12 protein-coding genes are annotated in these 12,375 nt (G+C 70.9%); 4 read left to right on the forward strand and 8 right to left on the reverse strand.

Annotated elements, in window-relative coordinates:
* Window positions 1-4: 4 nt before the first annotated feature.
* The 4 genes from AU195_RS23055 to AU195_RS23070 are packed head-to-tail and all read right to left on the reverse strand — an operon-like array spanning window position 5 to window position 4,993.
* Window positions 5-1,618, reverse strand: coding sequence for a dipeptide ABC transporter ATP-binding protein (locus AU195_RS23055; protein WP_059161333.1), 1,614 nt, complete (start codon window positions 1,616-1,618; stop codon window positions 5-7).
* A complete protein-coding gene (locus tag AU195_RS23060; RefSeq protein WP_059161334.1) occupies window positions 1,615-2,493 on the reverse strand; it encodes an ABC transporter permease in 879 nt (292 codons plus the stop codon). Before AU195_RS23060 ends, AU195_RS23055 begins: the two co-directional genes overlap by 4 nt.
* Complete coding sequence (locus AU195_RS23065) at window positions 2,490-3,458, reverse strand: ABC transporter permease (protein WP_059161335.1); 969 nt, start codon at window positions 3,456-3,458, stop codon at window positions 2,490-2,492. The genes AU195_RS23060 and AU195_RS23065 overlap by 4 nt, the downstream gene beginning before the upstream one ends.
* On the reverse strand, window positions 3,455-4,993 hold the full coding sequence (locus AU195_RS23070; protein ID WP_059161408.1) for an ABC transporter substrate-binding protein: 1,539 nt from the start codon (window positions 4,991-4,993) through the stop codon (window positions 3,455-3,457). Before AU195_RS23070 ends, AU195_RS23065 begins: the two co-directional genes overlap by 4 nt.
* A 120-nt stretch (window positions 4,994-5,113) precedes the next feature.
* Here AU195_RS23070 and AU195_RS23075 point away from each other — a divergent pair, with 120 nt between their 5' ends.
* Window positions 5,114-5,647 (forward strand): hypothetical protein, encoded by a 534-nt coding sequence (locus AU195_RS23075; protein WP_059161336.1) that lies wholly within the window; start codon window positions 5,114-5,116, stop codon window positions 5,645-5,647.
* Here the strand turns inward: AU195_RS23075 and AU195_RS23080 are convergent.
* Window positions 5,644-6,399, reverse strand: a complete 756-nt coding sequence (locus tag AU195_RS23080) for a 3-oxoacyl-ACP reductase family protein (protein WP_059161337.1) — start codon at window positions 6,397-6,399, stop codon at window positions 5,644-5,646. The two genes, AU195_RS23075 and AU195_RS23080, sit on opposite strands and share 4 nt — an antisense overlap.
* A 22-nt stretch (window positions 6,400-6,421) precedes the next feature.
* On the opposite strand from AU195_RS23080, the gene AU195_RS23085 reads away from it, so the two are divergent.
* Both AU195_RS23085 and AU195_RS23090 read left to right on the forward strand, forming a co-directional pair.
* Window positions 6,422-7,495 carry an NAD(P)H-dependent amine dehydrogenase family protein gene (locus AU195_RS23085; RefSeq protein WP_059161409.1) on the forward strand — a complete coding sequence of 358 codons (1,074 nt, stop codon included), beginning with the start codon at window positions 6,422-6,424 and terminating at the stop codon, window positions 7,493-7,495.
* A gap of 1 nt (window position 7,496) precedes the next feature.
* Window positions 7,497-9,209: an Hsp70 family protein gene (locus tag AU195_RS23090; protein ID WP_059161338.1), complete on the forward strand. Its 1,713-nt coding sequence runs from the start codon at window positions 7,497-7,499 to the stop codon at window positions 9,207-9,209.
* Here the strand turns inward: AU195_RS23090 and AU195_RS23095 are convergent.
* Both AU195_RS23095 and AU195_RS23100 read right to left on the reverse strand, forming a co-directional pair.
* The gene (locus AU195_RS23095; protein ID WP_059161339.1) at window positions 9,206-9,523 is read right to left on the reverse strand and encodes a hypothetical protein; all 318 of its coding nucleotides are present in this window, start codon (window positions 9,521-9,523) and stop codon (window positions 9,206-9,208) included. The two genes, AU195_RS23090 and AU195_RS23095, sit on opposite strands and share 4 nt — an antisense overlap.
* Entirely contained in the window at window positions 9,520-10,176 is a 657-nt protein-coding gene (locus AU195_RS23100; RefSeq protein WP_059161340.1) for a DJ-1/PfpI family protein, read from the reverse strand. Before AU195_RS23100 ends, AU195_RS23095 begins: the two co-directional genes overlap by 4 nt.
* Window positions 10,177-10,269: 93 nt before the next feature.
* Here AU195_RS23100 and AU195_RS23105 point away from each other — a divergent pair, with 93 nt between their 5' ends.
* A complete protein-coding gene (locus tag AU195_RS23105) occupies window positions 10,270-11,232 on the forward strand; it encodes a GlxA family transcriptional regulator (protein WP_059161341.1) in 963 nt (320 codons plus the stop codon).
* Here AU195_RS23105 and AU195_RS23110 read toward each other — a convergent pair whose 3' ends face one another.
* Window positions 11,233-12,321: a class I SAM-dependent methyltransferase gene (locus AU195_RS23110; protein ID WP_059161410.1), complete on the reverse strand. Its 1,089-nt coding sequence runs from the start codon at window positions 12,319-12,321 to the stop codon at window positions 11,233-11,235. It lies immediately after the preceding gene.
* Window positions 12,322-12,375 lie beyond the last annotated feature (54 nt).

Genomic DNA, 12,375 nt, shown 5'->3' on the forward strand with positions numbered 1-12,375 from the left:
CCTCTCACGCGGAGGCGCGCGGCCGGGCGGGAGGTACGGCCGCCAGCAGGTCGCGGGTGTAGGGCTGCTCGGGTGCGGCGAACAGATCGGCCGCGGGCCGGTGCTCGACCGCGGCGCCGTCGGCCATCACCAGCACGTCGTGGCTCATCCGCTGGATGACCGCGAGGTCGTGGCCGATGAACAGATAGGTCAGCCCGAGGTCGCGCTGCAACCGGGCCAGCAGGTCGAGCACCTTCGACTGCACCGAGACGTCAAGCGAGGCAGTCGATTCGTCGAGGATGAGCAGGTCGGGTTCGGTCGCCAGCGCGCGGGCGATGCTCACCCGCTGGCGCTGGCCGCCGGACAGTTCGTGCGGGTACCGGGATGCGAAGTCGGCGGGTAGGCCGACGAGGTCGAGCAGTTCGGCGACGCGCGCCCGGCGGGCGGCCCGCCCGTCGACGAGCTTGTGTACCGACAGCGGTTCGCCGATCGCCGTACCCACCCGCATGCGAGAGTTCAACGAGGAGAACGGATCCTGGAACACCAGGCTGATCCGGCGCCGGAGCTTCTTCTCCTCGGCGCCCCGTACGGCGAGCACGTCGGCGCCGTCGAGGGTCGCGGCCCCGGCCCGGGGTGCGACCAGACCCGTCAGGGCGGCGGCGACGGTCGACTTCCCGGACCCGGACTCACCGACCAGGCCGAGCGTGCTGCCCCGACGGATGCGCAACGAGAGATCCCGCACCGCATGCACGGTCGAGCGACCGGTCGGACCGGACACGTCGAAGCGGACGTCGAGACCGTCGACCTCGAGCAGGACGGGGGCGTCCGGGTCGGCCGGCGGTGGACCGTCGCCGCCGACCATGGGCCGAGCCGCCAAGAGTTCGCGGGTGTAGACGTGCTGGGGGCGGTCGAAGACGTCGAGCACCGGTGCGTGCTCCACCGCCAGGCCGTTCTGCAGGACCGTGACGTCGTCGGCGACCTGTCCGATCACCCCCAGGTCGTGGCTGATCCACACGACCGCGGTCCCGAAGTCGCGCTGCAGATCCCGGACCAGATCGATGATCTGGGCCTGCGTGGTGACGTCGAGCGCCGTGGTCGGCTCGTCGGCGATCAACAGTTCCGGGTCACACGCCAGGGCGATCGCGATCATCACCCGCTGGCGCTGCCCGCCCGACAGTTGGTGCGGGTAGGAGTCCAGGCGGCGTTCGGCCTCGGGCAGCCCTACTGCGGTCAGCAGTTCCAGGGCGCGGTCCCGGGCCTGTCTGCGGGTCATGTTCCGGTGCGCCTCGAGCGATTCGGTGATCTGACGTTCCAGTGTCAGCAGCGGGTTCAGCGATGTGCCGGGGTCCTGGAACACGAAGCCGATGCGGCCACCGTGGACGCCGCGCAGGGTTCGCGCCGACGCGCCGATGAGTTCCGTCGGAGTCTGCCCGCCGAGCCGGCTCGACCCGCTGACCGACGCGCCGGGGGCGTCCAGCAGACCCGTCGCCGCCAGCACCGTCATCGACTTACCGGACCCCGACTCGCCGACGATGCCCAGCGTCTTGTCCCGCTCGACGGTGAACGACACCCCGCGCACGATGTCGCGCCGCCCGATCCGCACCCCCAGATCGGTGACCTCCAGAACTGGACCGGTCATCGCTTTCTCCGTGCCTCGATCATCGTGCGCTGCTTGGGATCCAACACATCGCGCAGCCCGTCGCCGAGCAGGTTGAACGCCAGGACGATGACGAATATCGCCGCGCCGGGGAACACCGCCATCCACCACGCCAGCGTGACGAAGCCCTGCGAGTCGAAGATCATCCGGCCCAGTGACGGCTGGGGCGGCTGGATGCCCAGGCCGAGGAACGACAGCGCCGCCTCCGACAGGATCGCGAACGCCAGCGACAGCGACGTCTGCACGATCAGCGGTCCCGAGATGTTCGGCAACACGTGGCGCGTGAGGATGTAGAGGTGTCCGGTGCCCATCGTCCGCGACACCGCCACATAGGGTTCGACCCGCACCGACAGCGTGCTCGCCCTGGCCACGCGGGCGAAGATCGGGGTGAACACGATGCCGATCGCGAGGATCGTCGTCGTCACGCCCGGCCCGAGGATCGCCACCACCGCCAGCGCGAGCAGCAGCACCGGGAACGCGAACATCACGTCGACGATGCGCATCAGCACGGTGTCGAGCCACCCGCCGCGGTATCCGGCGACCACACCCACCGTGACCCCGACGACGACCGCGAACGCCACGCTGACCACCGACACCCGCATCGACGCCTGGATGGCGACCAGCACGCGGGAGAAGACGTCGCGGCCGAGTTCGTCGGTGCCGAACCAGTGCGCGCCGCTGGGCGACTGCAGGGCGTTCGGCACGTCGATGTCGTTGACGCCGTAGGGGATCAACCACTGTGCGAACAGCGCGACGACGACGACGACCGCGAGGATCACCGCGCTGACCACCGTGACGGGGTTGCCGAGCAGCAACCGCCACGAGGCGATGCGGGTCTGTTCGGCGGGGGCGGTCATGACAGCCGGATCCTCGGGTCGGCGACCGCGTACAGCACGTCGACGATGAGGTTGATGAGCAGGAACAGCGCCGCCATCAGCAGCACCGCGCCCTGGATGACGGGGTAGTCGCGGGCGGCGACGGCGTTGTAGACGAGCCGGCCCAGGCCGGGCCAGGCGAACACGACCTCGACGACGATGACGCCGCCGAGGATCGTGGCCAGCTGGATGCCGGTTATGGTGAGCACCGGGATCAGCGCGTTGCGCACCGTGTGCCGCAGCGTGACCACCCGCGGCGCAAGGCCTTTCGACCGGGCGGTGCGCACATATCCCATCGACGCCACCTCCAGCACCGCGGACCGGATGTAGCGGGTCATGATGGCCGCGGCGACCAGCCCGACCGTCAGCCCCGGCAGGATGATGTGCCGCAGCCAGCCGCCCGGGTCGTCGAACAGGGGCCGGTACCCCGACGTCGGCAGCCAGCCCAGGGTGGACGAGAACAGCGCGATCAGCAGGATCCCGAGCCAGAAATCCGGGACCGAGACGCCGAACTGACTGCTGACCCGCACGATCGCATCGCTGACGCGGCCTTCGCGCAGCGCCGCCCAGATGCCTGCGGGCACCGCGATGAGCAACGCGAACACGATGCCCACCAACCCGAGGGACACCGTGGCAGGCAACCGGTCGAGCAGGGTGGCGGTGACGGGGTCACCGTTGCGGAAACTCACCCCGAGGTCACCGGTGAGCGCGTTGCCCAGATAGCTGAAGAACTGCACGATCAACGGGCGGTCCAGGCCGCTCGCCGACCGCAGCGCCTCGTAGGCCTCCGGGGTGTACCGGGTCCCGAGCGCGATGCGCACGGGGTCGCCGGGCACCAACTGCACGAGCGCGAACACCACGACCAGCACGCCGATCAGCACCACCAGCGAGTAGGCGATCCGTCGGGCCAGGAAGCGTGCGACGGGGTGGGTGAGCCACGCGGTCACGAGGATTCGTCCTCACCGAGGGCGGCGCCGCGGAACCGGACGGCGCCGTCACGGCGCGCCTCGTATCCCGACAGCGCCGGTGTCCAGGCCTGGATGACCGACGGGTTGTAGAGATAGATGTAGCTGACCTCGTCGGCGATGCGGGTGGCGGCCTCGGCGTAGACGGCGCGGCGCCGGTCGCGGTCGGTCTCGACACGGCCCGCGTCGAGCAGTCGGTCCACCACCGGATCGGAGAACTTCTGCGCGTTGCTGGTGCCGTTCGTGTGGTGCTGGGCGTAGTAGAAGTCGTCGGGGTCGATGTTGCCCAGCCAGCCCATCATCAGCATGTCGAAGTTGCCGTTGTTCTGCTCGTCGAGCCAGGTGGCGAAGTCCACGGTGCGGATGTCGACCGTGATCCCGAGCGGGGCGAGGTTGTCGGCGATGATCTGCGCGGCGGTGACCGTCTCCGGGTACTCGCTGGTGACCAGCATGTCGAGGTTTCCCGGTTCCACCTTCGCCTCGGCCAGCAGGCTGTTCGCCTTGTCGGTGTCGAAGGAGTAGCGGTCGTACGGGGTGTACCAGGGGTTTCCGTCGGGGATCGCGAGTTGGTTGCGGGCCGCGGTGCCGTAGCTCGTGGCCGCGACGATCGCCTCGCGGTCGATACCGTAGGCGATCGCCTGGCGCACCCGCACGTCGTTCCACGGCGCACGGGCCTCGTTGAGCGCCAGATACCAGTAGTCGTTGCTCGGGGTGACGGCCAGGCGCAGGGATTCGTCGTCGCGCAGCTGCGAGACACGCTGTGGGGGAACCGAATCGGTCCAGTCGACCTCTCCGGCCTGCAGAGCCGACAACGCCGTCGACGGTTCGGAGATGAAGCGGAACGTCACGCCCGAGATCCGTGGACCGCCGCCCCAGTACGTGGGGTTCGCGCGCAGGGTGATCGAGTCGCCGCTGGTGGCGCCGGCGAACGAGAACGGCCCGGTGCCGACGGGATGGGTGGCGATGCGTCCGCTCTCGACGTTGGCCCGCGACACGATGGCCATTCCCTTGAAGCCGCCGAGGTTCGTCAGCAGGTTGGGGGTGGGTTTGTCGACGGTGATGCGCACGGTCGCCGGGTCGGCGGCGGTGACGTCGGTGACGGCGCTGAACTTGTCGACGTTGGTCAGTTCCTCGTCGATGATGCGGCGGTAGGAGTAGACGACGTCCTCGGCGGTGAACGGCGACCCGTCGTGAAACGTGACCCCTCGCCGCAGGTGGAACGTCCACACCAACTGATCGGGGCTGACCTCCCAGCGTTCGGCGAGCGCCGGGCGCATCTCGAGGTCGGCGTCGGGTTCCACCAGGGTGTCGAAGACGTTCTCGAGCACCTCGAACGAGAAGTACGCGCTGGTCTTGTGCGGGTCCAGTTGGTCGGGTTCGCCCGCGATCGCGGCGACCAGGTTGCCGGAGGCGGCGTCTCCGAGGTCGACGCGTTCGCCGGTGGAACAGCCGGTGACCGCGAGCAGCAGCGCCACGGTGAGCGCCAGGCAGGCAGCCCGCACCGCGTCACGCCGCATCACGACCACCTCAAGATCAACCGGGCACCTCCACGCTTCTTACCCCACCCGGTCGTCGCCGCAAACGCCGAAGCGGCGAACCGGTGACTTCGGGGGAGACGGACTGCCATACTGACCCCGATGACCACCATCTCGCGACTGATTGCCGCCGCGGTCCTGGCGCTCGGCGTCGCCGTCGGCGTCGCCGGACCGGCGCAGGCCGAACAGCAGGTGCTGCAGGGGGTCTACACCTACACCCAGCAGGACGGCCTCACCGGCGACTGGGACATCCACCCCTCGTGCGTGCCCACCGTCGGCGATCTGCGCGAACCGCTGTACCTGCCGGTCGCCTGCCGGTTGCATGTGACGTCGTTCCCCGGCGTCAAGAGTGGCGACGCCGTCCTCACCAACGGCGTGTGGACCTACGACACCACCATCGCCGACGGGGTGATCTGCTCGGACGGCAGTCCACTGCAGGTCGTCCAGACGATCGAGTTCAACACCGAGACCATGAGCGGGATCCGCACCGACAGCCACGTGCCGGGCTGCAACGGCCAACTCCCGGCGACGATGATCAAGACGCCGTTCACCCTGGCGTTCAAGGAACCGTTGCCGATCCCGGTGGACAAGTATCCGCTGATCTGCGAGCCGGGCGGCCTGCGGCGCTGCTTCTAAGCGGTGAACCCGCCGTCGACGTTCCAGTTGGCGCCGGTGATGTAGCCGGTGTCCGGCCCCGCAAGGTAGCTCACCACGCCCGCCACGTCGGCGGTGTGCCCGTAGTGTCCGACGGCGATGAACGGCTTTGCCGCGTCGGCGAACTCGCCCTCAGCGGGATTCATGTCCGTCGCGATCGGGCCGGGCTGCACGTTGTTGATCGTGATGCCGCGCGGCCCCAGTTCGCGGGCCAGGCCGCGGGTGAGGCCGGCCACCGCGGCTTTGGTCATCGAGTACACCGACAGCCCGGGCGACGGCACCCGCTCGGCGTTGATGCTGCCGATGTTGATGATGCGCCCGCCGTCGCCGAGGTGCGGTACCGCGCACTGGATCGCCACGAACACCCCGCGCACGTTGACCGCCACCAGGTGGTCGAACTGCTCGAGCGGAAACGACTCGACGGCGCCTGCCCGCGCCACACCCGCGTTGTTGACCAGGATGTCCAGCCCGCCGAGGCGGGTGACCGTCTCGTCGACCGCCGAGGCGATCTGCCCGGCGTCGGAACTGTCCGCGCGGATCGGCAGCACCCGGCCGCCGCCGCGGGAGACGTCGACCACCACCTTGTCGGCATCGGTCACCGAGGACCCGTACGTGAACGCGACGGCCGCGCCGTCGAAGGCCAGTCGTCGCACGATCTCCGCGCCGATCCCGCGCGATCCGCCGGTCACCAGCGCCCGCCGTCCGGTCAATCGCCCTTCGCCCGCATTCGTCATGGACTCACCCTATGGTGAACGCATGTCCAAACGGGTCGTCGTGTGGGGCACGGGTTTCGTCGGCTCGATGGTGATCGCCGAGATCGACCGGCATCCGCTGTTCGAACTCGTCGGCGTCGGGGTGAGCAACCCGGACAAGGTCGGCCGCGACGCGGGGGAGATCTGCGGGCTCGGCCACGAACTCGGCGTGACCGCCACCGACGACGTCGACGCGCTCATCGCGCTCCGACCCGACGCCCTGGTGCACTTCGGGCCGACCGCCGCACACGCCGACGCCAACATCGCGCTGATCACCCGCTTCCTGCGCGCCGGCATCGACGTCTGCTCGACGGCCATGACGCCGTGGGTGTGGCCGACCATGCACCTCAACCCCCCGGCGTGGATCGTGCCGGTGACCGAGGCGTGCGAACTCGGCGAATCGTCGTGCTTCACCACCGGCATCGACCCCGGGTTCGCCAACGACCTCCTCCCGATGACGCTGATGGGGGTGTGCGCCGAGGTCAAGCGCGTCCGCGCCGCCGAGATACTGGACTACACCCACTACACCGGCGATTACGAGAACGAGATGGGCATCGGCAGGCCGCCGGAGCACCGGGCGCTGCTCGAAACCCCGGACATCCTCGTGTTCGCCTGGGGCGCAACCGTTCCCATGATCGCCCATGCGGCAGGCATCATGCTCGACGAGATCACCACCACCTACGACAAGTGGGTGACCCCGACCGACCGCGCGAGCGCCAAGGGCCTGATCGAGGCGGGTAACGTCGCCGCCGTCCGGTTCACCATCAACGGGGTCTACCGCGGTGAGACGCGCATCCAGCTCGAACACGTCAACCGCATCGGGGCCGACGCCGCACCCGACTGGCCCTCGGGCACCCAGGACGACGTCTACCGCGTCGAGATCGACGGGACCCCCAGCATCGTTCAGGAGACCGCGTTCCGGTTCACCGACGGCTCGGGACGCGACGCCGCCGCGGCGGGCTGCCTGGCCACGGGCATGCGGGCGCTCAACGCGGTGCCCGCGGTCAACGACCTCCGGCCGGGGTGGGTCACGGCACTCGATTTACCGCTGATCGCCGGAGCGGGCACAATTCGCTGACATGACTGATGGGACCGGGCTGTCGATCGGCGCGACGGCACTGACCGCAGTGGTCGTGGACCGCGCGGCCGTGCGGCGCTCACCTGTGCTGACGCTGTATCCGCACCGGCCGCCCGAGGTGGGCGTGCCGAGCGAGAACCCCCGCCTCGACGAGCGCGGTCTGGTCATCACCGGCTTCGTCGACCGCGTCGGTGACCCGGTCGGCATCCTCGCCGCCGACGGCACCAGCCACCGCGGCGAGAAGGTGATGGCCGATGCGCTGCGGGCCCTGCTGCACGCCCTGCCCCGCGGCCGCGAGACCGGGGCCCCCGTCGCGGTGACCCACCCGGCGCACTGGCACGCCGGATCCGTCGACGCGCTACGTGCCGCCCTGGCCGAGACCGCCGAGTTCGGCCCGGCCACCCCCGTCCTCCCGGACGCGCAGGCCACGCTGACCGCCTTGCAGACCGAGCCGGGACTGCCCACCCGCGGACTGATCGCGCTCTGCGACTTCGGCGGTTCCGGGACCAGCCTCACCGTCGTCGACGCGGCCGACGGTTATCGACCGGTCGCGCCGACCGTCCGGCACCTCGACCTGTCCGGTGACCTGATCGACCAGGCACTGCTGACGCACGTCCTCGCCGGCGTGCCGGGCTCGGCGGATCTGACCGGAACCTCGGCCATCGGCTCGCTGACCCGGCTGCGCGGCCAGTGCCGCGCCGCCAAGGAGCGCCTGTCGACCGACACGGTGACCGCGTTGAGTGCCGATCTGCCCGGAGGCGCAGGCGAGGTGCGGATCACCCGCACCGAACTCGACGACGTGGTGCGCGGCCCGCTCGCCGAGTTCGTCGAGGTGCTGCGCAGCACCATCGAACGGAGCGGTGCGCGGCCTGCCGACCTGGCCGCGGTCGCCACCGCAGGCGGCGGCGCGCGGATACCGATCGTCACGACCGCGCTGTCGGAGAACTTCCGCGTCCCGGTGATCACCACCCCGCGCCCCGAACTGTCGGCCGCGATCGGTGCGGGGCTGACCGCCGTGCGGGGACCCGACGACGACCGCACCGCGCTCGCCGCGGCCGCCGTCGCACCGGCGACCGCTGCCGCCCCGGTCATCGGCGACAATCCGGAGTCCACCACGTTCGGCGCGCTGGCGTGGTCCGACGCCGAGGACATCCCCGACATCGCACCCACGTCCTACGAGGCCGCCGATCCAGGGGAGGTGCGGCCACGGTTGATGTTCGGCGCACCCGAGTCCGCCGCGGACGACCGGCCCGCCGCGGTGCCGTGGTACCGGCGGCCTCCGGTGGCGCTGGCGATCGGGGCGGCCGCAGTGCTCGCGGCGCTCGCCGTGGCGGTGCTCCTGGTCAACCGCGACGACGGCGACACCCCCGCGACGACGGACACGACCACCACCACCGCGACGACCGAGGCGCCCGCCCCGGCGCCCGCTGCGCCACCGCCCGCCGACAGTCCGGCCCCGCAGGCACCCGCGCCCGGCACCGTCGTGCAGGAGGCACCGCCGCCGGCGGGAACCGAGGCGCCGCCGCCGCCACCCTCCGAGGCGCCACCTCCGCCGCCGGAGGAACCGCCGCCACCGCCACCCCCGCCGGCCACGACGGAGGCACCGCCACCGCCGCCGCCCACGACGCAGCCGCCACCGGTGATCCCGACGTTGCCGTACACGACGATCCCGGGGCTGCCGTTCGTGCCCGCGCCGCCCGGGTTCGGCGGTTAGCCGCCGCGGCGCACGCCGGTCACGGCCGAGCGAGGCAGCCTCCCGGCCCGCGAGTGGCCGGTCATCCGGTCGCCGGCGACGAGCACGTCGAAGTCGAGGTGCAGCCGCATCGGCCTGGTCACCGACTGGCGCCACCGCACCCGCCGGCCGTCCGGTTCGTCGGTGACGGTGATGCCGTGCAGGGGGACCGTCTCGTCCTTCGACGTTGCGCTGCCACGCAACGCATCCCCGTCGGTGACGAATTCGTATGTGGTGGACAGAGTTCCGATCGGGGTCTTGATCCGCACATTCCACTGCCCGGCGAGGTTCGTCACACCGTCACCGGGACCTGGCCGCGGTTGCTCCACACGGTGCCGCGGCGCTCGTAGGCGAACAGCGTCTCGACCGCGGCGGCGATCTTCGGGCCGTAGGTGCGGTCGAGCAGGTGAAGCGCGAGGTCCAGCCCCGAGGTCACGCCCGCGGCGGTGACCAGGTCGCCGTCGTCGACCACCCGGGCGGGTACGGCGTGGGCACCCGTCGCCTCGAGCAGGTCCATCCCGAGATGGTGCGTGACGGCGAACCTGCCTTCGAGCAGACCGGCCATGGCCAGGGCGAGGGAACCGCCGCAGACCGTGGCCACCGTGACCTCCGGATCGGCCATGGCCCGGCGGATGAGCGGCATCGCCACCGTCTCGGCGAAGCGGGCCAACAGAACCGGGATCGTCTCGACACCCTCGTCGGGATCGCCCTCGATCGGTCCCGCCGCGCCGGGCACGATCACGAAACCCGGCCGGTGGGGATCGAGGCCGCCCGTCGCCTGAAGCACCAGCCCACGGCTGCCGCTGGTCACCGGGCGGGGTCCCTCCGCGGAGACGAGTTCCACGGCCAGGTCGCCGCCGACGGCGTCGCTGCCGGCGACGAGGACTTCGAAGGGCGCGATGACGTCGAGCGGGTCGAACCCGTCGAACAGCACGATCTGGGCATCCATGCCGATCAGCGTGCCCGCGATGCCGCACCCCCGATAGTGACCAGATCGCCATACTGCGCCGACATCTTGCCAAACCGACTGCTATCGTGCCGCATGCACACCGTCGCGGTCCTGGCAGTGCCGGACACCATCGCCTTCGACCTGGCCACCGCCGTCGAGGTGTTCGGACGGGCCCGAAAAGCCGACGGGACAAGGGGTTACGACGTGCGGGTGTGCGCCACCGCGCCGCAGGTCGAGGCGGGGCCGCTGCGTATCGGCGCCGACCACGGCATCGACGCCCTGGCCGGCGCCGACACGATCGTGGTGCCCGGCTGCAACGACCCCGCTGCCGAAGCCCCCGCCGCGGTGCTGGAGGCGCTGCGGGCGGCGCACTCGGCGGGCACGCGGATCGCGTCGATCTGCACCGGCGCCTTCATGATGGCCGCGGCCGGTCTGCTCGACGGCAGGCGCGCCACCACCCACTGGCTGGCCGCCGACGCGTTCCGGGCCGCGTTCCCGACCGTCGACCTCGACCCGGACGTGCTCTACGTCGACGAGGGACAGGTGCTCACCTCGGCGGGCGCCTCGGCCGGTCTGGACCTGTGCCTGCACATGGTGGCGCGCGACCACGGTGCGGCGGTGGCCGCGGACTCCGCGCGCATGGCGGTCGCGCCTCTGCACCGCAGCGGCGGCCAGGCGCAGTTCATCCTGCGCAACCGGGCGGCCGGCGGACCGCTCGCCGAGCGCGCCGGACTCGACGGCGTGCTGGTCTGGCTCGAGGAGCACGCCCACCGGGACCTCACGCTCGCCGACATCGCGCAGTACGCGTCGATGAGCGTGCGCACGCTCAACCGGCGCTTCCAAGCGGAGACCGCGCAGACCCCGATGCAGTGGGTGACAGGAGTGCGGGTCCGGCACGCCCAGCAGCTTCTGGAGACCACCGATCACGGTGTCGAACGCATCGGCCGCCAGGTCGGGTTCACCTCGCCGGCGAACTTCCGCGAACAGTTCCGACGGCTCACCGGCGTCGCACCGACGAGCTACCGCAACACGTTCCGGGAGCGCGTCGCCGGCTGATCAGCGGGACTTCGGCCGCTTGTGCAGCACCAGATGGGCCAGCGGGATCTGCGTCTGCTCCGGGGCGGCGGCCAACCGGGCGGCGATGCCGGCCTCGAGCCGGTCGAGGAACTGCGCCGCACGCGGATCGTCACGGCCGCCGTCGAGGGCGCCGACCATGGTGGGGAACACCGACGCCCGCGCGAACTGCCCCCAGTTGGCGCCGAATGCGCTGGCGTCCTTGTCCTTTCGGTACTGGGCGAAGAACCTGTCCTCACCGTCGAAGATCTCGAGGTGCTCGATCTCCAAACGCTCGAAGCGGCCCGACGGGGCGAACGGCGCCACGAAATCCGCGGCGCGCCTGCTCACGGTAGGGATGGTCATGCGCCGCAGCTCGTCCTCGCGGACCAACCCCGTCCCGGCCAGCTCGCTCAGCGCGTCGTTCAACGCCGCCAGCAGCGGCCGGTACCCGTACTCGCCGTCCTCGCCGATGCCCATGGTCATCACCACCAGACGCCCACCCGGACACAGTTCGCGGCCGCGAAACGCGATGAACTCGTGCCAGTCGTGGGCGGCCTGGCGCGCGTACGCGGTGCGCAGCGACTCCTCGGCCGAGTGGGCGACCTGCAGGTGGTCCGGCACCGGGGCGGGCACCCGGCTCAACCACTGGATCGCATACGAGCTCCAGCCCAGGGTCACGCTGTTGGACGGCAGGATCTGCGAGTAGAACGAGCGGCCGACCGCCGACGCGAACGACGCCGCATCCTTGAGCAGATACGAATCGGGGTCGTCGGTCAACGTCCGGAACATCGCGGTGAAGTCGTTGTCGGGCACGTCGGTGTGCGCCACCAGCACCGAATGTTCGGCGGTGGTCCTGGTGCGCAGCACCGCGATCGCCGCGCAGATCGGCAACAGGGAGTTGTGCCCCGTCGCGGCGCCGTAGTCGGCGATCGCGATGGGCTGCGGCGGTGCGGGCAGGGGCACCACCCTGGCGGCCTGCTCGAACAGGGCGATCGCCGGGCGCAGGCCGGCCGCCTGCAGCCGCGACCCGGCGGTGTAATAGGCGCTGTCCATCGGCTGCGGACGGACCACGACGCTGGACTCGGGCACGAGCGGACTTCCTTCGAACGCGGACGACACCGTCGACGGTAGTCGTCGCGCGCC

The organism is Mycobacterium sp. IS-1496 (assembly GCF_001499995.1).
Lineage (GTDB): Bacteria > Actinomycetota > Actinomycetes > Mycobacteriales > Mycobacteriaceae > Mycobacterium.

Bases quoted from the DNA above. Each gene is read 5' to 3' on its own strand.
- AU195_RS23055 (WP_059161333.1), bottom strand. From the start codon at position 1,618: ATGACCGGTCCAGTTCTGGAGGTCACCGATCTGGGGGTGCGGATCGGG.
- AU195_RS23075 (WP_059161336.1), top strand. From the start codon at position 5,114: ATGACCACCATCTCGCGACTGATTGCCGCCGCGGTCCTGGCGCTCGGC.
- AU195_RS23100 (WP_059161340.1), bottom strand. From the start codon at position 10,176: ATGGATGCCCAGATCGTGCTGTTCGACGGGTTCGACCCGCTCGACGTC.
- AU195_RS23060 (WP_059161334.1), bottom strand. From the start codon at position 2,493: ATGACCGCCCCCGCCGAACAGACCCGCATCGCCTCGTGGCGGTTGCTG.
- AU195_RS23105 (WP_059161341.1), top strand. From the start codon at position 10,270: ATGCACACCGTCGCGGTCCTGGCAGTGCCGGACACCATCGCCTTCGAC.
- AU195_RS23085 (WP_059161409.1), top strand. From the start codon at position 6,422: ATGTCCAAACGGGTCGTCGTGTGGGGCACGGGTTTCGTCGGCTCGATG.
- AU195_RS23070 (WP_059161408.1), bottom strand. From the start codon at position 4,993: ATGCGGCGTGACGCGGTGCGGGCTGCCTGCCTGGCGCTCACCGTGGCG.
- AU195_RS23080 (WP_059161337.1), bottom strand. From the start codon at position 6,399: ATGACGAATGCGGGCGAAGGGCGATTGACCGGACGGCGGGCGCTGGTG.
- AU195_RS23090 (WP_059161338.1), top strand. From the start codon at position 7,497: ATGACTGATGGGACCGGGCTGTCGATCGGCGCGACGGCACTGACCGCA.